This is a genomic window from Cereibacter sediminicola (assembly GCF_007668225.1).
GTDB lineage: Bacteria > Pseudomonadota > Alphaproteobacteria > Rhodobacterales > Rhodobacteraceae > Cereibacter_A > Cereibacter_A azotoformans.
Window position 1 is genome coordinate 1 of the sequence record NZ_VDEK01000003.1, and the last position, 26,902, is coordinate 26,902.

Below are 26,902 nucleotides of genomic sequence, written 5' to 3' on the forward strand. Positions count from 1 at the left end.
CCTTTATGAGGAGCGGGACGCGCGGATCTCCATCTTGGCAGCGGCCACCGAGCCGTCATAATGACGTGACTCGGTGTGCGGCGAAGAAGCGGCTGCCCCCCAGCTATATCATGAAATCCGGAAAGTGGCAGCGCGCGGACCGGCGCGACTGTGGCCGCTGCCCGCTCAAGGCACAGTGCCTCCCGCAAGGCGCGCCATCCCGTCGAGTGCATATCGTCACCAACCACGCGGCCCTCCAACGCGCCCAACGCAAACGCCTGGCATGGGGCGAGGACGAACACGCGGTCTACACTCGCCACGGCTGGCGAGTCGAAGGCGAGCACGGCACGGCCGAGAAGCTCCACGGACTGGCCAGAGCCGTCCGCAGGAGGCTCGACAACATGAAGATCCAAGCCCTCCTGACCGTCAGCGGACCTCCCCCACTCCGCCTGCCAAGGGAAACCATTCCGACGTACCCACTATTGCGACCGCCTGCAAAGTGCCCCACCAAACGGGGGCAGGACCTGGCTCTCAATGCCATGCCGCCGGACACCATGTTCCTCCATGCACATCGGTTGTTGATGCCTGTGCATTGTGATCCCGGCATCCGCGGGCGACTGTCTCGCATCATCCAGGAAGGAAATCGGAATGAAGCACATCGCCCTTGCAACCGCCCTCGCCTTCTCCGCCTCGGCTGCCGTCGCCGCACCCGAAGCCTATGTCCTCGATCCAAGCCACAGCCAGATCGTCTTCACCTACAACCACCTCGGCTTCTCGACCGGGAGCGGCATGTTCTCGGGCTTCGAGGGCGAGATCGCGTTCGACCAGGACGATCCGGCCGCCTCGTCGGTCACGGTCTCCTTCCCGGTCCGGTCGATGCTGACCGGCTGGGAAGCGCGGTTCGAACATTTCATGTCGGCCGACTTCTTCGATGCGGGCGAGGACGAGATGGTGACCTTCACCTCCACCGACATCGAGGTGACTGGCGAGAAGACGGCGAAGATCACCGGCGACCTGACGCTGAACGGCGTGACGAAGCCCGTGGTGCTCGACGCGACGCTGAACCAGGCTGGAATGCACCCGATGGAGAACAAGCCCTGGGCCGGGTTCGACGCCACCACCACGGTCCTGCGGTCGGACTTCGATCTCGGCCAGTTCGCGCCCTTCGTGTCCGACGAGGTGCAGATCCAGATCTCGATCGAGGCGATGAAGGCCGAGTGAGGCGCATCGGTTCGCGTCGGGAGGCAGGTTTGCCCTTGGCGCGCTTGAAACGGAAGGGCCGCCACCGGCGGCCCTTTTCGCGCGGAAGCCTGCGCCCGTCCGCGCGCAGCCCGGATCACTCCGCCGTGACTGCCCGCCGCGCCGTCAGCGCCACATCGACCCGCACCTCATGGCCGACCGTCGCCTCGTCCGCGTAGCTCTGGCCGATGCCGAAATCCCGACGGTCCAGCGTGACAGACCCCGTCATCCGCGCCGTCCCGCCGTCGATCGCGAGGTCAAAGGGCAGATCGACCGGCACCTCGACACCCCGGAGGTCGAGCACGCCCCGCGCGACATGGCCCGCCCCCTCCGGCACGATGTCGGCGGCGAAGACCGCCTCGGGATGACCGGCCACGTTGAAGAACTCTTCCTCCTGCGCCTGGCTGGTAACCGAGCCGATCCTCACGCTCGGCATCGCGATCGTCACGCGGACATCGCCGCTCCGTCCCGCAACCGGCTCTTGCTCGAAGCGGATGGCGGCGGTCCACTCTTCGAAGGAGCCGGTGACCTCGCTGCCCATCTGGCGCACCGTGAAGGTCAGGGCCCCCTCCTCGACCACCCAGTCCGAGGCGACCTCGGCCAGCGCCGGCGACGAACCGGGCCTGTCGGAGGGCATCAGGGCCAGCGCGGCGCCCGCAGCGACTGCATAGACGGCAAGCGCGGCCAGGGCCGGTCCCCGGTGGCGGGCGGCCGGACCCCGCCCTCCCTCGACGCCGCGGACCATCCGCGCGAGCGTCGCGTCGCGATCCACCAACGCATGTTTGGCAACGCCCGCCAGATGCAGCCCGATGGCCGCGATCAGGCCCCATGCGAAGGTTACATGCAGCGTGGCGGCCACCTCCGCCACGGCGGGCGACTTGGGCACCAGCGGCAGCGATTGCCCGAACGGCCAGAGGATCGGCGCGAAGCCGTCGGTCGCGGCATGTTCCACCCACCCCGCGAGGGGCACCAGCACCAGCGAGAGATAGAGGAACCCGTGCACCCAACCCGCCAGTGCCGTCTCGAGCCGCCGCTCGGGATGAAGCGGCGCGGGCCGCGGCTGGATCGCCACCCAGACAAGACGGGCCAGCGCCAGCAGGAAGATCGTGACGCCAAGGGTCTTGTGCAGCGAGAATAGCAGCGCCTTTCGCGCCACCGCCTCGGCCGTGTCGTAGGGAAGCCCTTCGGCCAGGATGCCAAGAGGGGCGGCGCTCAGTATCATGAGCGCCATCAGCCAGTGGAAGCCGCGCTCTATCGTTCCGTACCTGCGGGGTGTGTTGCCGAGGGCCATTGAGGATCTCCTTTCGCGCCGAGAGCTAGAGGAAATCCCGCGGGCCCGATACGAGAAGCGACGCACAGGCGCTGTGCAGAAGGTGCGGACCCCGGCAGCCGCGGGCTCAGCAGACCACAGACCTCAACCGGCGCGCGGGCTCAGCTGCAATGGACCAGACGGAACTGGTCCTCGGGCCGGAGCCTGTATTCGCCCATCATCATGTAGACCGGACGGCCCCGGCGAAGGTGGCGCAGCAGGGCGGCCTCGTCGGGAAATTCGTCATCGTTCGTGGCGAGAAGCGCCGCGAGTCGCGTCTCGTCGAGCGGCACCTCGCTGGCAGGACAGCCCCGGATGGAACGGACGATGGTGGCAGGGCGCATGGCAGTCTCCGTGCTGCGCGAGGGTCGAGCGGCGCGCGGCCCGTCCTGTCCGGGGGCCGAGGGCGCCCGCGGCGCCCACCGGGTCAGAGCCGCAGCGTCTGCTGATTGCCTAGCCTGCGCGGCGGGCGCGCGTCCACGTCTCAAACGGCCGCAACCCCCTCCGAAGGAGAGCGGATCACGCCCCTCGGCATGGGCGCAGGGCGGGGGCGATCCGGCGGGTCAGGGCGCGGCCGAAAGACCGTGCGCCACCGCGTCCCATTCCGCCTCGCCCGTGACGGCAAGGATCAGCCGGCCGGCCGCATCATAGGCCTCGACCGTCAGGCCGCCGGCTGGGCCCCGGTCGGTCAGGAACACCGAAGCGAGATGGTCGGTGCGCAGATGCAGGTTGTAGCCGGGGTCCATGACGTTGATCCAGTAGCCGGCCGGCAGGATACGCTCCACCCGGCCGCGGAAGATCTGCAGGCATCCGGGGTTGCCACCGCGGATCTCCAGCGGAACGCCGCCCGCGGCCGCACGCTCAAGCAGTTCGGTCATCGCGACGGGCCGAAGCGGCCGGGCCCGCGGCGCCCCCAGTTCCTTGAGGACATCGGGCGGCGACATCGCCGCGGCCGTCAGACGCGCAGCGAGGGCCTCTGTCGAGGGCGCCTCTTGCCACAGCTGCGCGAGGCCCCCGCCGGCTGGGCTGCCCGACGGGGCGGCCGGGGCCGCGGGAACGAGCGGAAGATCGTCGCTCTGCTCGGCAAGCCGCAGCTCTTCGATCAGGCGCCCGAAGGTCGCCAGGTCGCTGGTCCCGGTCAGGTGGATCTTGTGCACCGCCTCGCCCGCCGCGTCGAAGACCTGGATCGAGCGTTTGGCCCCTTTCGCGGTTTCCTCGGTGACGGCAAAGGCATGAACCCAGTGCTGCGGATCGAGCTGCAGCTCGATCCCGTCGCCCGTCAGCGCCCATCCCTCGCCGCGCGGCGCGAGCGGACCGTAGCGGCCCTCGCGCTCCTGCACGGCCGAGGCGTTGCGGGTCAGGGCCAGCGCCTCGCCCAGCTGCCGGACGAGCGGCAGAAGCCTCTCGGGCCGGGCCTCCACCGCCACGACCCCCGGCCCGATGAAGGCCGCGACCAGCGCCGCCTCGGCGAGACCGTGGCTGTCGGCAAAGTCGCGGGCACGGGCGCGGTGATTGGCGGCGCGGGCCTTGCGGATCTCGGCAGGGGTCATCGGCTCATCTCCTCTCGGCTGTGCCAGCGTGGCGGGTGGCCCTGCATGGGTGCCACGAGCTGCCGCCCGCCCGAAAGGCGCAATTTGCCGCCGCCCCCGCAGGCGGCCGTCGCTCGCCCCTCAGATGACGAGGAAATCCGCAGCCGTGACCGAGAGGCCGGGTGCGAGCACGGCAAACTTGATCGGCGCCACCCGGCCCGTGCCGTCGGCGTCGTACCAGAGCGCGCCGGTATCGGTTTCGTAGATGATCCGGTCGGTCGCATCCTTGGCCCGGCCAGCCGCGTTCGCGCTGAAGGCGGAATTCGCCAGGCGCCCGGGCGCGAGGGCCCGGAAGATCGCGTCGTCCAGCCGGATCGTGTCATCCACCACGTTGAAATCGGTGATCCGGTCCACATTTCCGCCGCCGAGGGCGGTGGAGAAAACAAAGCTGTCGGCCCCGCCCCGCCCGGTCAGCACATTGGCCGCACCATTGCCGACGATCACATTGGCCAGATCGTTCCCCGTGCCGTTGATCGCGCGGTTCCCCGTCAGGGTCAGGTTCTCGACATGCGCGCCGAGCTGGAAGCTCGCGCTCGAGATCACGCGGTCGACGCCGTTGCCCGCAAGCTCGATCACGCGGTCGCCTCCGTCCACGCGGTAGATGTCATTGCCCGCCCCGCCGCGCAGCGTGTCCGAGCCGCCGCCCCCGCCCAGGTCGTTGTTGGCCGAATTGCCGAAGATGACGTCATCGCCCTTGCCGCCGCGCGCTACCTCGATCACCGTTCCCTGCGCGATGGTGAGATTGCCGACGGCGCCATAGACATTCGAGACGCTGCCCGGCCGCAGGTCGATCACCTGCGCCGCCGTCGCCGACCGCAGGTCGAGGATGTCGCGGCCGCCCTGATCGTAGATGGTCCAGGCGACCTCGCGCCCCGGCAGGCTCGCGATCCGGTCATACATGCCGCCGGCGTTCGAGTTGTCGCCGTAGGTGGTGTTCCCCGCGCGGATGCCGCTTGGCGTGCCGTAGATCATCTGGACCGCCACGATGTCCGCGATCATCGGCGTGACGACGAACGCCTTGTCGGCCTTGATGGACGTGTTCTCGGTCTGGCTGAAATAGGACATGACCGACATCTGCCAGCTGTCGTTGAGGAACAGGTTGTCGGTGCCGTAACTGGCCGAGCCGTTGTAGTTCCCCGGATGGCCCAGACCCAGCGCGTGGCCAAGCTCGTGGATGTAGGTCTGCAGCGAGTAGCCGTTGACGTCGGTCCCGTAGTCCGAGAGCCATTTCGTGCCGATATTCACATGGGACTTCAGGATCTTGCTGCCCGTGTAGGTCGAGGACGTGCTCGCCCCGGATCGGTCATCATCCATCGTGATATGGACCGTCGCCGTCCGCGCCGGGTTCGTGTTGAAACGGATTCCGGTCGCGTCCGACCAGCTCTCCAGCGCGAGGGTCGCAAGGCGCTTGCCGTCGGAGGTGAGGCCCGAGATATCCACGTTGAGCGTGCCCCCCGGCTTCACGTCGAAACCGTGCGCCGAGCCGCCTTTCCACTCCCAGTAACCGCTCACGAGGTGCTTGGCGATGGCCTGCGCCGATCCGAAGGTCGGTGCGGACGACGGGCTGGTCGTGGTGGACGAACCGATCGGGAAGGCGAAGGCCTCGTCCCGCTGAACCGAGATTGCGGCAGGCTCATTGCTGCGGGCAGGCGCAGGGCCGCTGAACAGGGCCCAGTCGAAGACCCTGGCCTCTTGCGGGCGGCCGGACGAGGCGGCTTCCTCCGGCACGGGCGTGGCCACGGCCTTGAGGTCGAGGGCGCCCCGACCCGCGGGCCGATCGGAAACCCCGGCCGACCACAGGAGCCCCGGCCCATCGTCGCCGGAGGGCCCCAGATACCGCGAGACGGTCGCGGCCACGGCCTTCGGCAAGCCGGCCGGTCCGACCGCCCACGGGAACAGGGAGGAGAGGTTCATGGGGCGGTTCCTTCTTGGGTCATTCGCTTGGCCGGTTCGCAGCCGGAGGAAGCGGAGGTTCCACAAGCTCCACGAGGGTTCTCACGAAGCCCGGCAGGGCGGATGCGGGGATGGCATCGCTGTCCTCGACCGTCAGGTCGAGAACCGGGCTTTCGCCGCCGGCGTCGCCCGAAGACCAGTGCAGCTGCGCCGAGAGCGCCGTGGGGCGCGCCGCGACCAGCCGGAGGTGCAAAACGACCGGCGCAGCCTCGCCCCGGACCGGATCAAGCCCGTGGCGCTCCCGAACCACCTCCTCCAGCGTCCGGCAGAGCTGTTCGACCATATCCTCGGCGCCGGCCGGTCCCTCGCACGAGAGGCTGGGCTGCCCGCCCGCCGTCGCCGCTGTCGCAACCCACAGCGTCAATATGCCGATTCTCAGATCGAGAGGCACGGGCCCATCCTATGTCAAACGGCGCATGATTATCCGAAGGCATGGCAGTGCGGCAAGCGTCACATCCGGCGGATTGGAGGGATCGGCCGCGTTCGCCCCTGCCGGCTCCGCTTCGGGCCTGGCCGTTCCGAGCCATCCCGCGCGAGGCCGGGCGCCGCACCTGCGCCCCGGGCAGTTCACCTTCGTCCTGCGCTAGTCGTCATAGGCGATCTCGATCTCGATCCGGCGATTCTGGGTGCGGCCGGCCTCTGTCGCATTGTCCGCGACCGGATCGAACTCACCCCGGCTGACGGCGGTGATGCGGCTGGGATCGACCCCGCCCGAGGCCACCAGTTCGCGCACCACGCTGGCCGCCCGGCCCGCCGCAAGGGCGATGTTGTCCCGGAAGACCCCGCCCGCGACCGGCACGTTGTCGGTGTGCCCGGTCACGGTGATCGTCCGCTCGGGATGCTGCGTCGCCTCGGCGATCCTCGACATCACCGCCCGCGCGTCCTCGGACAGCACATCGGAGCCCGAGGTGAAGGAGCCGCCCGCGCCAAGGCTGACGAAGACCTTGCCATCCATCTGCTCGACCTTCACCAGCCCCTCGGCCACCTCGCGGTCGAGCGCATTGCGCAGCCGCAGCGTGTCCAGCTCGGCGCGCACCGACTTGCGCAGCGCCGCCCCCTGCTCTCCGCCCACCGGCGGACCGGCCGGCGCGCCCGTGCCCTCGCCCGGACCGGCGGGGCCCGCCTGCGGCTCGGGCCGCGGCTGGGCCGTGGTCTGCGGCTCGGGCAAGGGGCCGGTGCCGATCCCCGCGGCCTCGGCCAGCGCCTGTGCGAGCGCCTGCGCTGCGGGCTTGCCCGGCAGTTCGATCACGACCGACCCGTCTTCCGCCCGGACCTGCAGTTCGCCCCGCTCGAGCGCCTCGCGCAGCGCCTCGGCCACCCGTTCGGGCGCGTCGCCCCCCGGCTCTTCACTGCCGCCCATGTCCGAGCGTTCGTCGGGATGCAGCCCGTCAGGGTCCGCCGGCGGCATCCCCAGCTCGATCACCGTGTTGCCCGAGGTCGCGTCGCGGATCGAGTGGAAGCCGAAGGTCTCGCGCATCGCCCCGGCCATCTTGCTGAAGGAGGGCTCGTCGAACTTGGCAAAACCCAGGATCAGCACGAAGAAGGCCATGAGGTTCGTCGCGATGTCGGCGAAGGTCGCGAGCCAGGCCGGCGCCCCCGGAGGCGGGCATTTCGGGCATTCGTCGCCGTCCCCGTCGTCGTCAGGGACGGGAGGCTGAAATCGGACGACCTTGGGTTTGGCTGCCATGACGTCCTCAGGCGGCCTTGCGCTTCAACTGCTGCTTGCGGTCGAGGGCGCAGACCATCTGATCCTCGATCACCCGCGCCGACTCGCCGCGCGCGATCCCGCGCAGCCCCTCGATCACCAGCTCGCGGTAGGTCACCTCGTCGGCCGAGTAGCCCTCGAGCTTGTTGAGGATCGGCGCGAAGATCACATTGGCCATCAGCGCGCCGTAAAGCGTCGTCAGCAGCGCGACGGCCATGGCGGGGCCGATGGACTTCGGGTCGGTCATGTTGCCCAGCATCAGCACGAGCCCGATGAGCGTGCCCACCATCCCCATCGCGGGGCCGATGTCGATCCAGGCCTTGACCGCGCCCTGATAGGCCTCGTGGCGGACCTTCATCGCCTTGATCTCGTACTTGAGCTGCTTGACGAGCTTGGCCTCGTCCGTGCCGTCCACCAGAAGCTGCAGGCCCTTCTCGAAGAACGGATCGGGCACCGCCTTGCCCTCGAGCGCCATGATCCCGTCCTTGCGGGCGGTGTTCGACAGCTCGACCATGACCGAGATCACCTCGTTCGTGTCGAACCGCGTCGGTTTGAACACCTTCGACATGGCCCTGAAATGGCCGAGAAAGACCGGAAACGGCTTCATGGCGAGGACGATGAAGGCCGTGCCCACCACCACGATGAAGAAGGACGGAATGTCCACGAAGGGCGATACGCCGCCCGCATAGATCATCGAGCCGACGACCATGATGACGGCCCCGATCAGTCCGATGATTGCTGCGATGTCCATGCCGGCCCTCTGGTCCCACCATCCGCGGCAGGAGCGGCAAGAAACATGCCAGCCAGAGACGCCCTTCGATCGTTCCGCGCACGATCACGAGAGCGTGCTCAGCGCGGCGCCTGTGTGCGGGTGCTGCACGGCGCCTGCCGCCGCCTCTCGCGCCTTGCGCATGCTGCATGGCAGCACGGCGATAACGGCCGTTGTTAGCGCCAACATTCGACGCCAATTAGGGGGCCAGGAGGAAAGGAACTCTCGAAGGACGCATGACATGAAAACCCTGATCCAACCGATTCTCGCCGTGCTGCGCGACCATGCCCGCTACCGGCGCACCCGCGCCGAACTGGCCCGCCTGCCGATCGACACCCGGCTCGACCTCGACATCTACGACGTGGACGCCTTTGCCCGCCGGGCCGTCTGGGGCTGAGGCAGCATCCTGCCGGTCATCCGCCGCGATGCGGGCTGTGCATCCGCCAGCCCCTCCGGCGGGCCGGGCCCCCTTGCTGGCCGATTCAGCGATACTTTGCCATCAGCGCCGCGCCCACATCGGGCGTGACGAAACTCGACACATCCCCGCCGAGCCGGGCGATCTCCTTGACCAGCTTCGAGGCGATGGCCTGACGGCGGGCGTCGGCCATCAGGAACACGGTCTCGATGCCCGCATCGAGCGCCCGGTTCATGCCGACCATCTGGAACTCGTATTCGAAATCGGCGACCGCGCGCAGTCCGCGCAGGATCACCGAGGCCCCCACGTCGCGGGCGCAGTCGATCAGCAGATTCTCGAACGGATGCACCACGATCTCGCCACCGTTGGCGGCGATGGCGCGGCACTCGCTCTCGACCATGCGCACGCGCTCTTCGAGCGAGAACAGCGGCCCCTTGTCCCGGTTGATGGCGACGCCGATCACCAGACGGTCCACCAGCGCCATCGCGCGCTGGATGATGTCGAGATGGCCGAGGGTCAGCGGATCGAAGGTGCCGGGGTATAGACCGATGCGCATGATGCCTCCCACTTGGTCGGAAGGCACGCAAACGCATCGCGCAGCGGGATGCAAGCCCGAAACGCCGCGTCAGAATCCCTTGATCATTCCTTCCAGCGCATCCTTCTCCATCGACAGCTCCGACAGGCGCGCCTTGACCACGTCTCCGATCGAGATCAGCCCGACCATCTCGCCCTCGGCCATCACCGGCAGGTGGCGGAAGCGGCCCTCGGTCATGATCTGCATGATCCCGTCCGCCTCGTCGGAACAGGCGCAGGTCACGATCTTCGAGGTCATGATCGATTCGACCGTGTCCGAGAGGCAGCCGGGCCCGCGGCGCCCCAGTTCGCGCACGATGTCGCGCTCGGAGAGCATCCCGTCCGGCTGCTTGCCATCGCGCGACACCACGACCGCGCCGATCCGGCGCGAAGACAGCACCTCGGCCGCCTTCGCGACGCTCGACCCCGGCGGAACCGTCACCACACCATCATCGGACTTGGTCTTCAGTATCTGCTGAACGAGCATCTTGCGGGCCTCCTCCCGAATTCTCCATCTGAGAGTCAGTCTAACGCAATTTACGGGCGAGTCATGCCCTCCAGACGTAGGACTTCCCGCTTCAGTCCCTGCGCCAGCGCATCGGCGAACCTGTTCAGCCGTTCGAGCCGGGCATCGTCCTGATGCCGGATAAGCCAGAAGCTGCGGCTGAGGCTGAGCGCCTCCGGAAGGATCTTCACCAGTTCGGGCGCCGAAGGCATGGCGAAATCATGCACGATCCCCACCCCGGCCCCGGCCCGCAGCCAGTTGAGCTGCACCGACACCGAGTTCGAGGCGAAAGGCACCGCCCCCGAGCCGAGCCCCGTCAGGTAATCCAGCTCCTTGTCGAAGATCATGTCGGGGATGTAGCCCACCATCCGGTGCGCCACGAGATCCTCGAGCGTGGCGATCGGCGGGTGGCGCGCCAGATAGTCCCGGCTGGCCGCCAGATGCAGATGGTAGTCGGCCAGCTTCTGCACCCGCAGCCGCCCGGCCTCGGGCCGGCTCACCCCGATCGCCATGTCGGCTTCGCGCTTCGAGAGGTTGAAGACCCGCGGAAGGGCCACGATCTGCACCTCGAGCCCGGGGTTCCCGTCGCAGATCGCAGCCAGCACCTGCGGCAGCAGGTAGTTCGCGCAGCCATCCGGCGCCCCGATGCGGATCTGCCCCGAGAGCCCTGCCGCGCCCTGCAGATCCTCGGCCGCCTCGATCACCGCCTGCTCGGCGCGCTCGGCATGGGCCAGCAGCCGCTGGCCGGCCTCGGTCAGCGCGTAGCCCTGCGGGCTCTTGGCAAAGAGAGGCGCCCCCAGCGCCTCCTCGAGCCGCGCCACGCGCCGCCCCACCGTTGCGGGATCCAGCCTCAGTCCGCGGCCCGCCCCCGACAGGCTCTCGGCGCGCGCTACGGCAAGGAAGATGCGCAGGTCGTCCCAGTCCAAAGCGGCCTCCGTTCGGGCATTTCTGCAAGACGCTTTTGAACTCTTGCCGCTTTCTCACCCGGAATTGCAAGCTATCCTGCCGCCCAACCAAGGGAGGATTCCATGGAAGAACTGAGCCACTGGATCGACGGCAAGCACGTCAAGGGCACCTCGGGCCGCTTTGCGGACGTGTTCAACCCCGCCACAGGCGAGGTGCAGGCCCGCGTGCCGCTCGCCTCGAAAGCCGAGCTGGACGCGGCCGTGGCCTCGGCCGCCGCGGCGCAGGTGAAATGGGGCGCCACCAACCCGCAGCGCCGCGCCCGCGTGATGATGGAGGTGGTGCGCCTTCTGAACCGCGACATGGACAAGCTTGCTGAAGCTCTCAGCCGCGAGCACGGCAAGACCCTGCCCGACGCCAAGGGCGACGTGCAGCGCGGGCTTGAGGTGATCGAGTTCTGCATCGGCGCGCCGCATCTTCTGAAGGGCGAGTTCACCGACAGCGCGGGCCCCGGCATCGACATGTATTCGATGCGCCAGCCGCTGGGCGTGGCCGCGGGCATCACGCCCTTCAACTTCCCCGCGATGATTCCGCTGTGGAAGATGGGCCCGGCGCTGGCGGCCGGAAACGCCTTCATCCTGAAGCCGTCCGAACGCGATCCCTCGGTTCCGCTGTTGCTGGCCGAGATCTTCCAGGAGGCTGGCCTGCCCGATGGCGTGCTGCAGGTGGTGAACGGCGACAAGGAGTCGGTGGACGCCATCCTTGACAATCCCACGATCCAGGCGATCGGTTTTGTCGGCTCGACCCCGATTGCGGAATACATCTATTCCCGCGGCTGCGCGAACGGCAAGCGCGTGCAGTGCTTCGGCGGCGCCAAGAACCACATGATCATCATGCCGGATGCTGACCTCGACCAGGCGGCGGATGCGCTGGTGGGCGCGGGCTACGGCGCGGCCGGCGAACGCTGCATGGCGATCTCGGTCGCGGTGCCGGTGGGCGACGAAACCGCCGACGCGCTGATCGAGCGGCTGATCCCGCGGATCGAGAAGCTGAAGGTCGGCCCCTATACCGCGGGCAACGACGTGGATTACGGCCCGGTGGTGACGGCGGCTGCGAAGGAGAACATCCTGCGCCTCGTGAACTCGGGCGTCGAGCAGGGCGCGAAGCTGGTGGTTGACGGCCGCAACTTCGCGCTCCAGGGCTACGAGAGCGGCTTCTTCGTCGGCCCGCATCTCTTCGACCACGTCACGCCCGAGATGGACATCTACCGCAAGGAGATCTTCGGCCCGGTGCTCTCGACCGTCCGCGCGGCCTCCTACGAAGAGGCGCTCGGCCTCGCCATGCACCACGAATACGGCAATGGCACCGCGATCTTCACCCGCGACGGCGACGCGGCGCGCGACTTTGCCAACCGGGTGAATGTGGGGATGATCGGGATCAACGTGCCGATCCCGGTGCCGCTGGCCTATCACACCTTCGGCGGCTGGAAGAAATCGGCCTTCGGCGACCTGAACCAGCACGGGCCGGACGCCTTCCGCTTCTACACCCGGACCAAGACCATCACCTCGCGCTGGCCGAGCGGGATCAAGGAAGGCTCGGCCTTCAACTTCAAGGCGATGGACTGAAACGGCGAAGGGCGGCCCGGTCGGCCGCCCTTCTTCCCTCGCAGATGGCGCCTCAGGCCAGCTTGCGCCGGCGCCTCATCACGGCAAGACCGCCGAGGCCGGCCAGAAGCAGAAGCCCCGTGGCCGGGAGCGGAACCTCGGAAACTTCCAGTCGGCCGTAAAGGCCGGCGTGCGACAGGCCGTGCTTCTTGTCGACACTCCACGAACCGCTCAAGGCGCCATCCGTCAACGAGAACGCGGCCCAGTCCGGATTGTAGGTCGCCACGCCGGTCTTGAAGGCGAGGATCGCGTTCGTCAGCTTGTAGCCCGTCGGCACCAAGATGCTCCAGAAGCCGGAGGTTCCCCCAAGGCCGCTGACAGAGAGGGTCACGCTGCCCGGAGCGTCCCCGTCGTCGGTCTTGTCCAGCAAGTTGGCGCCCGGAAGGCTGACGTTGCCGGGACCGTAGGCAAAACAGCTGGCCGAACCGCTGTCTGTCCCGACGGTGAAATCCTGATCGGTAATAATGGCCGTTCCCGGGCAGGAGACCACCGTCGCGGCCGACACGCTTCCCGTCCCGGCCATGAAGGCTGCCACGGCAACGGCGGGAAGCGCCCGTGCGAAATCTCGTAGGAAGAACATCAGAAACCTCGGAATGATAACTGCCTTTTTCCTAACACTTTTTGGCCCATCCTTCAACTTAATAACGCATTGTTGCCACATTCTGCCGATGGACGCAGCGTGGGAGAAGATCGGCCCCTGTTTTGGCAATCCTGACGTGCATTGGCCGGCGGACGGCCGCCCTCTGCAGGTCTGGCCCCACCACCGAGCGACCACCGCCGCGCCAGCATGACGGCGGACGGCCGGCGTTCGAGTCGCGGGCTCGCGGCGAAGCCGCGCTTGACCTCGCTCCCGCTTCTGTCTTCTTGACCATCACGACGATCCGAAAGGACAGAAGATGACATGGCTTGACCAGGCACCCGATCTCTCCGGTCTCTCGCAGGATTGCCGCGGCCGCCTCGAGGCCCTGCGCCCCGTCCGCCTGCCCCGCGGCACGTTGATGTTCCGGCCCGGCGATGCGGCGCAGGGCTTCGTCGTCGTCCTCGAGGGGCGGGTCGAGGTCTTCCTGACCGGCCCCACCGGCCGCGAGATCCTGCTCTATGCGGTCGAGCCGGGGCAAAGCTGCGTCCAGACCACGCTCGGCTTGATGGGCGGCGAGGATTACACCGGCGAGGCGATCGCCGCGACAGAGGTGAGCGCGGTCGTGATCCCGCGCCCGCTGTTCCTGCGCCTGATGGACGAGAGCGCCGCCTTCCGCGGCTTCGTGTTCACCGCCTTCGCCACGCGGATGCAGACCATGATGCATGTGCTGGAACGGGTGGCCTTCCAGCGCGTCGAAAGCCGGCTGGCCAGCACGCTCCTCGCCATGGCCGAGGCGAACGAGGTCACCGCGACCCAGGCCGATCTCGCCACCCGCATCGGCTCCGCCCGCGAGGTCGTCTCGCGGCGGCTCGACCAGTTCGCCCGGCGCGGCTGGGTGCGGACCGATCGCGGACGGGTGCGGCTCCTCGATCCGGGGGCCCTGCGCCGGATCGCAGCCGTGGATGGCGCGGGCTAAGTCTCGGTGATCAGGTCACAGACCGGGCGCCGCGCCTCGGCTAGGATCGCGCCATGCCCCGCAGCCCGGGGTGGATCCATCGGAAAGGGTGACCCATGTTCAAGACCAATGTCGGCGGCATCGACCGCATCCTTCGCATCGTTGTCGGCCTCGCGCTGCTCGCCGCCTTCTTCCTGCTGCCCGATGCCGGCTACCGCATGTTCCTGCTCATCGGCATCGTGCCGCTGCTGACGGGCCTCTTCTCGACCTGCCCGCTCTATTCGATCATCGGCATCAACACCTGTCCCGCCAAGAGCTGACCCCTCCGGGCGCCGCGGCCGACCGTGGCGCCTGCCGCTTCCCTCGCGGGGTTCCCCACCGCCGCGGGCCCCGGCGAAACCGGCCGCGGGTTGATCCGCGGCAGCGCGGCGCGAGCGGGGCTCGATGCCCCCGAGCGGCGCTCCCCCGCCGCTACTCCGCGGCCAGCCGCTTCGGCTTCAGCATGTCGCGCAGGTAACGCCCGGTGTGCGAGGCCTCGACCTTCGCCACCTCCTCCGGCGTGCCTTCCGCCACCACCCTCCCGCCGCCATCGCCGCCCTCGGGGCCGATGTCGATGATCCAGTCGGCGGTCTTCACCACGTCGAGATTGTGCTCGATCACCACGACGGTGTTGCCCTGATCGACCAGCTCGTGCAGCACTTCCAGCAGCTTCTTCACATCCTCGAAATGCAGCCCCGTCGTCGGCTCGTCGAGGATGTAAAGCGTCCGCCCCGTCGCCCGGCGCGCCAGCTCCTTGGACAGCTTCACCCGCTGCGCCTCGCCGCCTGACAGCGTCGTCGCCTGCTGGCCGACCTTGATATAGCCAAGGCCCACGCGCATAAGCGCATCCATCTTCTCGCGGATCGAGGGCACCGCCTGGAAGAACTCCTGCGCATCCTCGACCGTCATCTCGAGAACGTCGGCGATGCTCTTGCCCTTGAAGCGAATTTCCAGCGTCTCGCGGTTGTAGCGGTGGCCCTTGCAGGTCTCGCAGGTCACATAGACATCGGGCAGGAAGTGCATCTCGATCTTGATGACACCGTCGCCCTGGCAGGCCTCGCAGCGCCCGCCCTTCACGTTGAAGCTGAACCGGCCCGGCTGGTAGCCGCGCGCCTTGGACTCGGGCAGGCCCGCGAACCAGTCGCGGATCGGGGTGAAGGCGCCGGTATAGGTCGCCGGGTTCGAGCGCGGCGTGCGCCCGATGGGCCGCTGGTCGATGTCGATCACCTTGTCGAGATGCTCGAACCCCCTGATCGTCTCGCAGGGCGCCGGCGTCTCGCGCGCCCCGTTCAGCCGCATCGCCGCGGTCTTGTAGAGCGTCTCGATGGTCAGCGTCGATTTCCCGCCGCCCGAGACGCCGGTCACGCAGACGAACTTGCCCAGCGGGAAGTCCACCGTCACGTCGTGCAGGTTGTTGCCGCTGGCCTTCACCACCGTCAGCGCCTTGCCATTGCCCTTGCGCCTTTCGGCCGAGACGGGGATCGCGCGCGTGCCCGACAGATACTGCCCCGTCAGGCTCGCCGGATCGGAGGCGATCTCGGCCGGCGTGCCATGCGCCACCACCTGCCCGCCATGCACCCCCGCGCCGGGGCCGATGTCGAAGACATAATCCGCCTCGCGGATCGCATCCTCGTCATGCTCCACCACCAGCACCGAATTGCCCTGATCGCGCAGGTTCTTCAGCGTGGTCAGCAAGCGGTCGTTGTCGCGCTGGTGCAGCCCGATCGAGGGCTCGTCGAGCACATAGAGCACCCCGGTCAGCCCCGAGCCGATCTGGCTGGCCAGCCGGATCCGCTGGCTCTCGCCGCCTGACAGGGTGCCCGCCGCGCGGCTCATCGAGAGATAGTCGAGGCCGACATTGACGAGGAAACCAAGACGTTCGCGGATTTCCTTCAGGATGGCGCGGGCGATCTCGTTCTTCTGCGCGGTCAGGCTGCCCGGCACCGTCTCGACCCAGGCGAAGGCCTCCTTGATCGACATCTGCACCACCTGCCCGATGTGCAGCCCGCCGATCTTCACCGCAAGCGCCTCGGGCTTCAGCCGGTAGCCGCCGCAGACATGGCAGGGGCGGTTGTTCTGGTAGCGCTCGAACTCTTCGCGCACCCAGGCCGAGTCGGTCTCGCGGTAGCGCCGCTCCATGTTGGGGATCACCCCCTCGAAGCTGCGGCTGACCTGGTAGATCCGCCCGCCCTCGTCATAGCGGAAGGTGATCTCTTCCTCGCCCGACCCGCGCAGGAAGACCTCGCGCACCTTCTCGGGCAGGTCCTTCCACTTCTTCTTCGGATCGAACCCGTAGTGCCGCGCCAGCGCCTCGACGGTCTGGGTGTAATAGGGCGACTTCGACTTGGCCCAAGGTGCGATGGCGCCCTGCTTCAGCGTCAGCCCCTGATCGGGCACCACGAGGCGCTCGTCGAAGAACAGCTCCACCCCCAGCCCGTCGCATTCCGGGCAGGCCCCGAAGGGCGCGTTGAAGGAAAACAGCCGCGGCTCGATCTCGGGGATGGTGAAGCCCGAGACCGGGCAGGCGAACTTCTCGGAAAAGGTCGTGCGCACGGGCTCGCCCTCGGCGGGCGCGCTCTCGAAGATCGCGATCCCGTCGGCGAGGTTCAGCGCCGTGCGGAAGCTGTCGGCGAGCCGCGTCTCGATCCCCTCGCGCACCACGATCCGGTCGACCACCACGTCGATGTCGTGGCGGAACTTCTTGTCGAGCGTCGGCGGCTCTTCCAGCTCGTGGAAGGTGCCGTTGACCTTCACCCGCTGGAAGCCCTGCTTGCGCAGCTCCAGAAACTCCTTCCGGTATTCGCCCTTGCGGTCGCGGACGATGGGGGCGAGCAGATAGCCCCGCGTCCCCTCGGGCATCGCCATCACCGCATCCACCATGTCCTGCACCTGCTGCGCCGCGATGGGCAGGCCGGTGGCGGGCGAATAGGGCGTGCCGACCCGCGCCCAGAGAAGGCGCATGTAGTCGTAGATCTCGGTCACGGTCCCCACGGTCGAGCGCGGGTTCTTCGAGGTCGTCTTCTGCTCGATCGAGATCGCCGGCGACAGGCCCGAGATATGGTCCACGTCCGGCTTGCCCATCATGTCGAGGAACTGCCGCGCGTAGGCCGACAGGCTCTCGACATAACGGCGCTGGCCCTCGGCGTAGATCGTGTCGAACGCGAGGCTCGACTTGCCCGAGCCCGAGAGGCCGGTGATCACCACCAGCTGATCCCGCGGGATGTCGATGTCGATGCCCTTGAGATTGTGCTCGCGCGCGCCGCGCACCGAGATGAACTTCTGTTCGGCCATCGCCCACGTCCCCGACTGTCCAGAACGGCGGATATAGCGGACGCAGCCCGAGTCTCCAACCGCCAGTGGTGAACATAATATGAACTTTTGCGCGATGGCAGGGATTATTTCACGCGGTTGCCCTGCGGCGGGCGGAAAGCCACTGATGCAGCAGGATGCCGGCGAGGCATGGCAGCAGCACGAAGAGGATCAGCCCCCGCGCGCCCTGCCCGGCCATCAGCGCCGCCAGAAGCGGCGTTCCGCTCGTGGTGCCGAGATTGCCAAGCTGCGCCACCGCCCCGGCCGCGCGGGCACGATCCTCGCCCCCCGGGTTGAGCTGCGGGATCGCCGCGAACGAGGCTCCCTGCACCAGCCCGAGCGCCGCCGCCAGCGCCAGCGCCGCCGCCTGCATCGGCAGATCCTGCCCCCAACTCGCCCAGAGGCCGAAGACGGCGAGGATCGCCAGGCCGAACCCGCCCTGCACCATCGTGACGGCCGACATCTTCCCCAGCATCCAGACCCCCAGCGTCAGAGACACCAGGATCGAGGCCAGCGGCATGGCCGAGGCGAGGAACGCCGGATGGTCCGTCTCGGGCGGCAGCAGGGTCAGCAGCGCGACATAGACCAGTGTGTAGCAGAAGAAGCCGATCGCCGGAGCCGCGACACGGGCCGAGGCGTAGATCTCGACATGCTGCCGCAACAGCGGCCCCTGCGCCCGCGCGGCACCACGGGCCTTAACATCGGCGGGCAACACGGCCAGGATCAGCATCGCGCAGCCCGCCATATAGAGCGCGTGGATCACAAACAGCGGCGGGATCCCCCAAGCCGCCACCAGCGGCCGCCCGATCCATGCCGTGAAGGCAAAGGCCACCGCAAAGAACGAGGACCAGAGCGTCATGGCAAAGCCCTGCCGCGACGGCGGCGCGATCTGCGCGATGAGGACGGGCGCGGCCACCACGATGGCGAGATGGCTCACCCCTTCCAGCGCCCGCAGGACCAGCATCAGGGGCAGCGGCGGCAGCATCGCCTGGGCCAGCGACAGCCCTGCCCCGGCCCCCAGCGCCGTGACCAGCACCCTCCGATAGCCGAGCCGGACCGCAAGCAACCCGGCGGTGGTGCCGAAGATCAGGCCGGCAAAGCCCACGACGGACACGACAAGCCCCAGCGTGACCTCCGACGCCCCGCCATAGAGGTCCGAGATCGGCCCGAAGATCACGCCCACCTTGGAAAACTGCGCGGCCGCGCCCAGTCCGGCGAACCAGAGCACGAAAACCTGAAACATCGGCGAGCGGATCATGCGTCTTCCTACTCCGCCGACCGCGCCGAGGCCAGACCGGCGGCGCCACGACCAACGGCGCCGCAAAAGGTGCCGTCGCAAAAGCTGGCTCGCCGTCCGGCTTCAGAAATGGATGGCGCGGCCGTAGGCGTCGAGGACCGACTCGTGCATCATCTCGGACAGGGTCGGGTGCGGGAAGACGGTCTCCATCAGCTCGGCCTCGGTGGTTTCCAGCGCGCGGCCCACCACATAGCCCTGGATCAGTTCCGTCACCTCGGCGCCGACCATGTGCGCGCCCAGAAGCTCGCCGGTCTTCGCGTCGAAGACGGTCTTGACGAAGCCCTCGGCCTCGCCGAGCGCGATGGCCTTGCCGTTGCCGATGAAGGGGAAGCGGCCGACCTTGACCTCGTAGCCCTTCTCCTTCGCGCGCGCCTCGGTCAGACCGACGCTCGCCACCTGCGGCTGGCAATAGGTGCAGCCCGCGATCGAGCCCGGCTTGATTGGATGCGGATGGCCGCCGGCGATCAGCTCGGCCACCATCACCCCCTCGTGGCTGGCCTTGTGCGCCAGCCAGGGCGCCCCGGCGATGTCGCCGATGGCATAAAGCCCCTCGACGCCGGTGCGGCAGAACGCGTCGGTCACCACATGGCTTCGGTCGATCTTCACGCCCGCTTCCTCCAGCCCCAGCCCCTCGACATTGCCGACGATCCCCACGGCCGAGATGACGGTGTCGAACTCCATCGTCTCGGTCTTGCCGCCGGTCTCGACATGGGCCGTCACCTTGCCGCCCGCACGATCCAGTTTCTTTACAGTGGCTTGCTCGAGGATCTTCATCCCCTGCTTGAGGAACTGCTTCTTCGCGAAGGCCGACACTTCGGCATCCTCGACCGGCAGGATGCGCTCCATCACCTCGACAACCGTCGTGTCCGCGCCCAGCGTGTTGAAGAAGCTGGCAAATTCGATCCCGATCGCGCCCGAGCCGATCACCAGCAGCTTCTTCGGCATCCGTTTGGGCTGCAGCGCGTGACGGTAGGTCCAGACCAGATCACCATCGGCCTCAAGCCCCGGCAGCTCGCGCGCCCGCGCGCCGGAGGCCACCACGATGGCCTTGGCCTCAAGCTCTTCGGCCCCCTTGTCGGAGGTCACCGAGACGCGGCCCGGACCGGCCAGCTTCGCCACGCCCATGACGACCGTGACCTTGTTCTTCTTCATCAGATGCGCCACGCCCGACGAGAGCTGCTTGGCCACCCCGCGCGAGCGTTTCACCACCGCATCAAGGTCATAGCCGATCCCGTCCGCCTTCAGCCCGAACTCCTTCGCGCGGTGCATCAGGTGAAAGACCTCGGCCGAGCGCAGCAGCGCCTTGGTCGGGATGCAGCCCCAGTTCAGACAGATTCCGCCGAGGTTCTCGCGCTCGACGATGGCGACGTTCAGGCCCAGCTGAGCCCCCCGGATCGCGCAGACATACCCGCCGGGGCCGGCGCCGATCACGATCATGTCGAAGCTTCTCGCGGGCATCCTCGCCTCCCTGGAAAAAGTAGTTTGGCCTTAAACCATTTCCCGACCGGGCGCAACGGCGGCCGCCTCCGGCCGCCTTGCTCCCCGCCGCGGCGCCGGTTTGCGCGTGGGCCTGCCCCTCACGTCCGCAGACGCCGCACTTCGGCCGCATAGGCACCGGCGGCCAGAAACTCCTCCTCCTCCGGCGTCGAGTCGCGCCCAAGGGCCGCATTGCGGAACGGAAACCGCCCGAAGCGCGCGATGATCGCCGCGTGGGCATGGGCATGAAGCAGCCCCTCGGCGCCCGTTTCAGGCATCCGCTCCTGAAAGAGCCGCACCGCCTCGGCCTGATCGGCCGCATCCTCCGAATGTTCCAGCGGCAGATAGAAGAACTGCCGCTCCGGCTCGGGGGCGCCCAGATCCCAGTCGGCCGCGATGGCCTTGCGGGCGCAGTCCCGCGCCAGCGGATCGGTCGCGAAGGCCTCGGCGCTGCCCCGGAACATGTTGCGCGGAAACTGGTCGGTCAGGATGAGGAACGCAAGGCAACCCACGGTGCCCTCGGTCCAGTGGTCGAGTCCGCCGCCGCGCGCCGCCTGCCAGAGATCGCCGAACCGCTCGCGGATCGCCTCGTCCACCTCGGGATCGATCGCATACCAGCCCTCGGGGCCCACCTCGCCCAACCAGAAGTCGAGCACCGCCACCGGATCGTCCGCCATTCCTGCCTCCTGCGCCTGCCTCCCGAGCCTGACAGGTCGGGCTCGGAGCGGCAACCCGCCCCTTTCACTCTGCCCAAATATCCCGCGGGGGAGTCCGGCCAGAGGCCGGACGGGGGCGCGAAGCCCCCGCTCTCCGCCGGCCGTCGGCGCCTCACTCGGCCGCCTGCTGCGCCTCCTGCGCCTCGGTGACCACTTCCATGACGGCCCCGACGGCCACCGACGAGGCGGTCGGCGCGACGGATGCGAAGGAGCCCGTGTCGGCCACCGCGGGCGCCGCGCGCTGCGTCATCCGCCAGCCCGCATAGATCGCCATCGCCCCGTAAAGCAGGCCGATGAAGAGAAAGAAGCCGCGCGGACCCGCCTGTTCCATGATCCAGCCGGTCACGAGGGGCCCGCAGACCGCCCCCAACCCGTTCATGAACAAGAGCCCCGCCGAGGCGGCCGCCATGTCCTCTTTGCCGAGGAAGTCGTTGGTATACGCGATCAGCAGCGAATAGACCGGGTTGGTGATCCCGCCGAGCAGCAGAGCGACCCCGATCAGCCCCCAGAAGGGCGGCTGGAACAGGACGGTCACCCCCATCAGCAGCCCCGCCACCACCGCAAGCCCGAGGATCAGCTGACGCCGGTCCATCCGGTCCGAGACCCAGCCGATCGGATATTGCAGCACGAGGCCCCCGACATAGATCGAGCCGATGAAGATCGAGATCTCCTGCACCGAGAGCCCCTCGAGCGTTCCCCAGACCGAGGCCATGCCGAACATGGCCGAGAAGATCCCGCCGGTCATCAGCATCCCCACCACGCCCAAGGGCGACACGCGGAACAGCTCGCGCACCGAGAGTCTCCGGGTGCTCTCGAAGGTCGGCGTGGGCGTCACGGTCAGAAGGATCGGCATGAAGGCCAGCGACACGAGCACCGAGGGGATCACGAAGAGGGTGAAGCCCGACGGATCGGCCGCATTCAGCAGCGCCTGACTCGTGATGATGCCCACCATCTGCACCATCATGTAGGCCGACATCGCCTGCCCCCGCGTCTCATTCGTTGCTGTGTTGTTCAGCCAGCTCTCGGCGGTGATGTAGACGCCCGAAAAGCTGAAACCGATCAGCACCCGCAGCAGCGTCCAGACCGCCCAGTCCGGCAAGACCGGATAGACCACCAGCACCGCCGAGATCATCGACCCGAGCGCCGCAAAGACCCGCACATGGCCCACCCGGCGGAGCAGGCCGGGCACGACCTGCGAGCCCACGAGGAACCCCGCGAAATAGGCCGAGGTCACGACGGCCAGCTGCGTGGTCGAAAATCCCTCGATCGCGCCCCGGATGCCCAGCAGCGAGGCCTGGACCCCGTTGCCGACCATGAGCAGCATGACGCCCAGCAGAAGCGGCCAGGTTGCGGCGAGGACCTTGAACATTCGGGGCTCCGTGACTTGGCGGACAGGCTAGAATGGGATGCGAGGAGGCCCCGCCGGAAGGCGACATCCGACAGCGGTTTCAACCGCCAGGGATCAGGAGGGAGGCGTCGCCGTACGAGAAGAAGCGATAGTCGTGGCGCACCGCATGGTCATAGATCGCACGGATCCGCGCCTCGCCCATCAGCGCCGAGACCAGCATCAGAAGCGTCGATTTCGGCAGGTGGAAATTGGTCATCAGCGCATCCGTCACCCGGAACCTGTAGCCCGGATAGATGAAGATGTCCGTCTCGCCCCGCCAGGGCCGGATCGTGCCCGTGGCGGACGCGCTCTCGATCAGCCGGAGCGCGGTGGTGCCGACCGGGATCACCCGCCCGCCCGCGGCCTTCGTCGCCGCGATCTCGGCCGCCGCGGCCTCGGTCACCTCGCCCCATTCGGCATGCATCCGGTGCGTGGTCACATCATCGACCTTCACGGGCAGGAAGGTGCCCGCCCCCACATGCAGCGTGACCTCGGTGAAGGCCACGCCGTTCGCGGCCAGCGCCTCGAGCAGCGGGCGGTCGAAATGCAGCGAGGCCGTGGGGGCGGCCACGGCACCCGCGTGGCGGGCAAAGACCGTCTGGTAATCCTCGCGATCCTGCGCATCGGGCGCGCGGCGAGCCGCGATGTAGGGCGGCAGCGGCATCGCGCCCGCCTCGGCCAGGGCGGCGTCGAACTCCTCTCCCGCGCGGTCGAAGACGAGGCGCAGGTCGGTCACGCCCTTCTCGGCCACCTCGGCCGACAGGGCGTCGGAGAAGCGGATCGTCTCGCCCTCCTTCAGCTTCCGCAGGGGCTTGGCCAGCGCGCGCCAGCCACCCGCCGCGGCGGGCTCCATCAGCGTGATCTCGATCTTCGCGCTGGCCTCGCCCCGCGTCCGCGTGCCGACAAGCCGCGCGGGGATCACGCGGGTGTTGTTCAGCACCAGCCGGTCTCCGGGGCGGAAGATGCCCACGAGGTCGCGCACATGACGGTCCTCGATCCGGTCCCCCTCGGCCAGCAGAAGGCGCGCGGCCGTCCGCGGACGCGCCGGGCGCGTGGCGATCAGCCGCTCGGGCAGGTCGAAGTCGAAGTCGGACAGTTTCATGACAGGCAACAGGCGTTCGGTGGCGGGAGGGCGGCAGGAGGCGGGGCCCGGCCGGGGACTTGGGGCGAAAGGGCGCCGAAGGCAAGGGCGATCAGGGCAGGACCGGCACCGGGCGGCGAAAGATCTCGCGGAACATGCCGGGGGTGAGGATCGAGAGCGGGTTGACCGTCACCGCCGGCCGGTCGGCCGAGCCCGTGATCGAATAGTTGAAGCCGAAGAGCCCCTCGCCCCGCCGGGTCAGAAGCGAGCCGATGCCGTTCAGCAGATAGATGGGCGAGATCACGCCCTGAAGGTCGAGCCTGCGGTCGCCGGCGCGGTAGAGCCCCGCGAGCGTGACCCCCATCGAGGCCCCCACGGCCGAGGCCTGCGAGATCTCGACCGCGCCCGGCTGGATGCGGAACTCGGCGTCGCCCTCGGCAAAGAGCAGCCCGTCTCCGTTCAGCTGCTCGAGAAGACCCACGACCGACACCGCATTCAGAAGCGCCGCAAGGACCGGCGCGTTCGTCACGCGGAAGTTCGAGACCACCGCCCGGCCGCGGTAGCCCTCGCGCCCTTCGGGCACCAGATGCAGATCGAGATCGCCGCCGCGGGCGTCGGGGAAGATGCCGGCCGAGGCGATCACCCCGCCCGCATCGCGCGACCGCAAGCGGACGGCGCTGCGTCCGCTCATCGGCACCACGGTGCCCTCGACGGCGGCGCGCCCGTTCACCCGTCCGCGGAAGCCGCCGTTGAAGCCGCCCCGCGTGCCGAAGCGGCCCTCCACATCCGTCAGCGCGATGCCCGAGGTCACCTGCAGCCGGTCGAGCGCCACGAGGATGGGCAGCGGCGTCCCCTCTCCGCTTCCGCCAGCCCCTCCGCCTCCCGCGGCACCGAGCCTCGTGAGATCAACGGACCCGCCCCGCACCTGCACCTCGATCGGCTGGCCCGTCCCCCTCCCGGCCAGCGTCACCGGCGCGTCGAGCCAGCCGTTGAGTCGCACCCTGTCGAACCGCACCGCATCAAGGCCGCCGTCGGCGCGCAGGGTCACCCGACCCGTGGCCGAGAGCCCGCCGCCTTCGAGAACCAGCTTTTCCACCGTCACGGGCTTGCCCAGCGTGGCCGCCAGCTCCAGCCGGCCGCTCCGCCCGGCGGGCTTCGACCAGCCGATCGCGGCCAGCCCCATCCGCAAGCCATCCAGATCCGACGAGAGCGTGAGGCGGGGCTCGGCCCCCTTCGCCATCTCGATGCGGAAGCGGCCGGGCGCGGCGCCCTCCAACGTGCCCGGCGGCAGGTTCAGGTTGAATTCCTCGGCGGCGGCGGGGGTCAGGGTTGCCGTCCCCTCGACCGTGGCGCGCCCCCCCGCCTCGGGCCCGAAGGCGAGCCGGTAGGCCCCATCGAACGGCACGCGCCCGAACCGGCCCGCGCCGCTGACGCGAAGACCCTCGGGCATTGCCTCAAGAGCGAGGCTTGGCGCGGTGATCGTCCGCCCCGGCACGAGCGTCTCCGAGCGGAAGTCGCTGATCGTGCCCCGGACCGAGAAATCCACCTCGTCGGGCATCACCTCCTGCTTCAGCGGCAGGTTCAGCGCGGTCTCCATCACGGCGCGCCCCACGCCGAGATCGACCGAGCGCCCCGCCTTCTCCAGAAAGCGGAACGGCGGCTGGTCGAGCAGCGAGAGCGCGGCCGTCACCCCGCTTTCGCTGTTCAGCGAGATCCGGGCGCGAGCGGGCCTCTCGCTCACGTCCGGCACCTCGAAGACCGAGCGCGTGACGCGGATGGGCCCGCCGGTGGGCGGGGTGACACGGCCCTCCTCCAGCACCATCAGGTAGCGGCGATCCTCGATCACCGCATAGCCCGAACCCTTCTCGATGGGCGGCAGGGTCTTCAGATACCGCACGTCGCCATCGCGGAACTCGTAGCCGAGCGAGAGCCGGGTCTCTGCGCCCGGACTCATCCGCAGCCCGGCCTCGACCTCGAACAGTCGCCCCTCCTGCACGTTCTCGGCCAGCCAGCTCCGCGTCTTGGGCACCAGCGCCAGCGGCCAGAGCGCGAGAAGGTCGCTGTGCGAGATCTCGTTCAGCCCCAGATCGAAGGCCACGCGCCAGCCGCCCTCCTCGGCCGAGGCCCGACCGCGGCCGATCAGCCGCCGGCCCTGCTCGACCAGCGCCAACTGGCCGATCTCGACTCGGAACGGATCGAGCCGCATCCTCAGATCCAGCGCCCCTTCGGAAAAATGCACCGGGGTCTCGAACAGGCCGTCGGGATCGGCGCTCGCATCCTCGACCCGGATCTGGGCCAGGATCTCGCGCGGCAACCCCTCGGACACGCCCGGCAGATAGGCGTGCCCCTGCGCCGACAGCCGCAGCGAGCGCCCCTGAACCTCGAGCCGCGTGAGGTTCAGCCGCTCGCGTGCGGGATCGTAGGAAAAGGCCATCCCGGCCCGGTCGAAGGCGATCGGCTTCGTCTCGGGGCGCGGCTGCAGCGCGCCCGCGCCGCTGTCGAGCGTGGCCTCGAACCGCGTGAGCCGCCCCTCGCCGTCGAGCGCGGCCGAAAAGCCGCCCGAGAGCGCCGTGTCCAGCACCTCGAGCCAGGCCACCGGCGCGGCCTGCGCGGCTATGTCGGACGCGGCCACCTGATCGACCGTGGCCGAGATCCGCGCCTCGGGGCTGCCGGGCGTGGTGACAAAGGTCATCACCGCCTGCGCCGGGGCACCGCCGCCCGGATCGAGCAGCGACAGCCCCAGTTCCAGCGCGCGCCGGTCCGGTCCGTTCACCAGCGCAAGCCGCCCGTCGCCCGCCTGCCACGTCCGCCCCGCCCGGCGATCGTCGAGCGTGAGCGTCGTGCCCTCGGCCTCGATCCGCGCAAGGTCGGCCAGCACCGGAGCCGCGAACATCCGGTCCACCGCCTGCCGCGCCTCGGCGTAGCTTGCGATGCGCAAGCCGCCGCCCTGCTCGCCCATCGCCAGGTCGAAGCGCCCGTCCCGCAGCCGACGCAGCGCGATCCGCGCCCCCGACAGCGTGATCACCTTCGGATGAAGCGCCCCCCGCAAGGCCGCGCCACGGTCAAAGACCACCCGCGCCTCGGGCAGGCTCACCAGCACGCGCCCGTCCGCCTGCAAGAGCCGCACATCATCCAGCCGAAGCCGCGGGATCCAGTTCGGCTCGACCGTCAGGACAAGCCCGCCGACCGACACCGACAGCGACGGCGCGAGCGCCCTGTTGATGCGCGCCTCGGCCTCGCTCACGGCCCAGACCGGCAGGGGCAGCGGCCGGCCCGTCAGGGCCAGCGTGCCGAAGCCCGCCACCCCCGCCAGAAGCGCAAGGCTCAGCAGCAGCCACAGCGAGACCCGGCCGCGCCGCGACCGCCCGCTCCGCCCCGGCTCCTGCTGGTCGCCGCCTACGGTCATGCGCTCCGTTTCCCTGTCACAGACTTGCCTTTACCGGCACCGTCGGACAACTA

General features: G+C 68.8%; 23 protein-coding genes and 1 pseudogene. 6 read left to right on the plus strand and 18 right to left on the minus strand.

Annotated elements, in window-relative coordinates; translation table 11 throughout:
• Nucleotides 1-5: 5 nt before the first annotated feature.
• Together FG154_RS21855 and FG154_RS02590 are read left to right on the plus strand one after the other, a co-directional pair.
• Nucleotides 6-398: pseudogene (locus tag FG154_RS21855) on the plus strand (transposase); the annotation flags it as partial.
• A gap of 229 nt (nt 399-627) precedes the next feature.
• Entirely contained in the window at nt 628-1,200 is a 573-nt protein-coding gene (locus tag FG154_RS02590) for a YceI family protein (protein ID WP_145104084.1), read from the plus strand.
• A gap of 115 nt (nt 1,201-1,315) precedes the next feature.
• On the opposite strand, the gene FG154_RS02595 is transcribed toward FG154_RS02590, so the two are convergent.
• The 7 genes from FG154_RS02595 to FG154_RS02625 all read right to left on the minus strand — a co-directional run bounded on the left by FG154_RS02595 (nt 1,316) and on the right by FG154_RS02625 (nt 8,525).
• Nucleotides 1,316-2,509, minus strand: a complete 1,194-nt coding sequence (locus FG154_RS02595; protein WP_145104086.1) for a cytochrome b/b6 domain-containing protein — start codon at nt 2,507-2,509, stop codon at nt 1,316-1,318.
• 140 nt (nt 2,510-2,649) lie between these two features.
• The gene (locus tag FG154_RS02600) at nt 2,650-2,871 is read right to left on the minus strand and encodes a hypothetical protein (RefSeq protein WP_145104088.1); all 222 of its coding nucleotides are present in this window, start codon (nt 2,869-2,871) and stop codon (nt 2,650-2,652) included.
• A gap of 219 nt (nt 2,872-3,090) precedes the next feature.
• Nucleotides 3,091-4,077, minus strand: coding sequence for a ChuX/HutX family heme-like substrate-binding protein (locus FG154_RS02605; protein WP_145104090.1), 987 nt, complete (start codon nt 4,075-4,077; stop codon nt 3,091-3,093).
• Between the two features lie 120 nt (nt 4,078-4,197).
• On the minus strand, nt 4,198-6,030 hold the full coding sequence (locus tag FG154_RS02610) for a M10 family metallopeptidase (RefSeq protein WP_145104092.1): 1,833 nt from the start codon (nt 6,028-6,030) through the stop codon (nt 4,198-4,200).
• Between the two features lie 19 nt (nt 6,031-6,049).
• Nucleotides 6,050-6,460 carry a hypothetical protein gene (locus FG154_RS02615; RefSeq protein ID WP_145104094.1) on the minus strand — a complete coding sequence of 137 codons (411 nt, stop codon included), beginning with the start codon at nt 6,458-6,460 and terminating at the stop codon, nt 6,050-6,052.
• Nucleotides 6,461-6,652: 192 nt separating this feature from the next.
• Nucleotides 6,653-7,756 carry an OmpA family protein gene (locus FG154_RS02620; protein WP_145104096.1) on the minus strand — a complete coding sequence of 368 codons (1,104 nt, stop codon included), beginning with the start codon at nt 7,754-7,756 and terminating at the stop codon, nt 6,653-6,655.
• Between the two features lie 7 nt (nt 7,757-7,763).
• Entirely contained in the window at nt 7,764-8,525 is a 762-nt protein-coding gene (locus FG154_RS02625; protein ID WP_145104098.1) for a motility protein A, read from the minus strand.
• A gap of 259 nt (nt 8,526-8,784) precedes the next feature.
• Between FG154_RS02625 and FG154_RS02630 the strand changes: the two genes are divergently transcribed.
• On the plus strand, nt 8,785-8,940 hold the full coding sequence (locus tag FG154_RS02630; RefSeq protein ID WP_145104100.1) for a DUF1127 domain-containing protein: 156 nt from the start codon (nt 8,785-8,787) through the stop codon (nt 8,938-8,940).
• Nucleotides 8,941-9,025: 85 nt separating this feature from the next.
• Here FG154_RS02630 and coaD read toward each other — a convergent pair whose 3' ends face one another.
• The 3 genes from coaD to FG154_RS02645 all read right to left on the minus strand — a co-directional run bounded on the left by coaD (nt 9,026) and on the right by FG154_RS02645 (nt 10,962).
• Nucleotides 9,026-9,514 (minus strand): pantetheine-phosphate adenylyltransferase, encoded by a 489-nt coding sequence (gene coaD, locus FG154_RS02635; protein WP_011908424.1) that lies wholly within the window; start codon nt 9,512-9,514, stop codon nt 9,026-9,028.
• Nucleotides 9,515-9,583: 69 nt separating this feature from the next.
• Entirely contained in the window at nt 9,584-10,018 is a 435-nt protein-coding gene (locus FG154_RS02640; RefSeq protein ID WP_145104102.1) for a CBS domain-containing protein, read from the minus strand.
• Nucleotides 10,019-10,068: 50 nt separating this feature from the next.
• Nucleotides 10,069-10,962: a LysR family transcriptional regulator gene (locus FG154_RS02645; RefSeq protein WP_145104104.1), complete on the minus strand. Its 894-nt coding sequence runs from the start codon at nt 10,960-10,962 to the stop codon at nt 10,069-10,071.
• Nucleotides 10,963-11,064: 102 nt separating this feature from the next.
• Here FG154_RS02645 and FG154_RS02650 point away from each other — a divergent pair, with 102 nt between their 5' ends.
• Entirely contained in the window at nt 11,065-12,564 is a 1,500-nt protein-coding gene (locus FG154_RS02650; RefSeq protein ID WP_145104106.1) for a CoA-acylating methylmalonate-semialdehyde dehydrogenase, read from the plus strand.
• 52 nt (nt 12,565-12,616) lie between these two features.
• Here the strand turns inward: FG154_RS02650 and FG154_RS02655 are convergent, their stop codons facing one another.
• The gene (locus tag FG154_RS02655) at nt 12,617-13,126 is read right to left on the minus strand and encodes a VPLPA-CTERM sorting domain-containing protein (RefSeq protein ID WP_145104108.1); all 510 of its coding nucleotides are present in this window, start codon (nt 13,124-13,126) and stop codon (nt 12,617-12,619) included.
• Between the two features lie 373 nt (nt 13,127-13,499).
• On the opposite strand from FG154_RS02655, the gene FG154_RS02660 reads away from it, so the two are divergent.
• Together FG154_RS02660 and FG154_RS02665 are read left to right on the plus strand one after the other, a co-directional pair.
• A complete protein-coding gene (locus FG154_RS02660; protein WP_145104110.1) occupies nt 13,500-14,159 on the plus strand; it encodes a Crp/Fnr family transcriptional regulator in 660 nt (219 codons plus the stop codon).
• A gap of 95 nt (nt 14,160-14,254) precedes the next feature.
• Nucleotides 14,255-14,458, plus strand: coding sequence for a YgaP family membrane protein (locus FG154_RS02665; protein WP_145104112.1), 204 nt, complete (start codon nt 14,255-14,257; stop codon nt 14,456-14,458).
• 151 nt (nt 14,459-14,609) lie between these two features.
• On the opposite strand, the gene uvrA is transcribed toward FG154_RS02665, so the two are convergent.
• The 7 genes from uvrA to FG154_RS02700 all read right to left on the minus strand — a co-directional run bounded on the left by uvrA (nt 14,610) and on the right by FG154_RS02700 (nt 26,849).
• Nucleotides 14,610-17,468 carry an excinuclease ABC subunit UvrA gene (uvrA, locus tag FG154_RS02670; RefSeq protein WP_145104114.1) on the minus strand — a complete coding sequence of 953 codons (2,859 nt, stop codon included), beginning with the start codon at nt 17,466-17,468 and terminating at the stop codon, nt 14,610-14,612.
• A gap of 109 nt (nt 17,469-17,577) precedes the next feature.
• On the minus strand, nt 17,578-18,744 hold the full coding sequence (locus tag FG154_RS02675; protein WP_145104116.1) for an MFS transporter: 1,167 nt from the start codon (nt 18,742-18,744) through the stop codon (nt 17,578-17,580).
• A 102-nt stretch (nt 18,745-18,846) separates the two neighbouring features.
• Nucleotides 18,847-20,241, minus strand: a complete 1,395-nt coding sequence (lpdA, locus tag FG154_RS02680) for a dihydrolipoyl dehydrogenase (protein WP_145104118.1) — start codon at nt 20,239-20,241, stop codon at nt 18,847-18,849.
• Between the two features lie 119 nt (nt 20,242-20,360).
• Nucleotides 20,361-20,936 carry a DUF924 family protein gene (locus FG154_RS02685; RefSeq protein ID WP_145104120.1) on the minus strand — a complete coding sequence of 192 codons (576 nt, stop codon included), beginning with the start codon at nt 20,934-20,936 and terminating at the stop codon, nt 20,361-20,363.
• Between the two features lie 151 nt (nt 20,937-21,087).
• A complete protein-coding gene (locus FG154_RS02690; RefSeq protein ID WP_145104122.1) occupies nt 21,088-22,344 on the minus strand; it encodes an MFS transporter in 1,257 nt (418 codons plus the stop codon).
• Between the two features lie 79 nt (nt 22,345-22,423).
• Nucleotides 22,424-23,464: a tRNA preQ1(34) S-adenosylmethionine ribosyltransferase-isomerase QueA gene (gene queA, locus FG154_RS02695; protein WP_145104124.1), complete on the minus strand. Its 1,041-nt coding sequence runs from the start codon at nt 23,462-23,464 to the stop codon at nt 22,424-22,426.
• Nucleotides 23,465-23,555: 91 nt separating this feature from the next.
• Nucleotides 23,556-26,849 carry an AsmA-like C-terminal region-containing protein gene (locus FG154_RS02700; RefSeq protein ID WP_145104126.1) on the minus strand — a complete coding sequence of 1,098 codons (3,294 nt, stop codon included), beginning with the start codon at nt 26,847-26,849 and terminating at the stop codon, nt 23,556-23,558.
• Nucleotides 26,850-26,902: the final 53 nt, after the last annotated feature.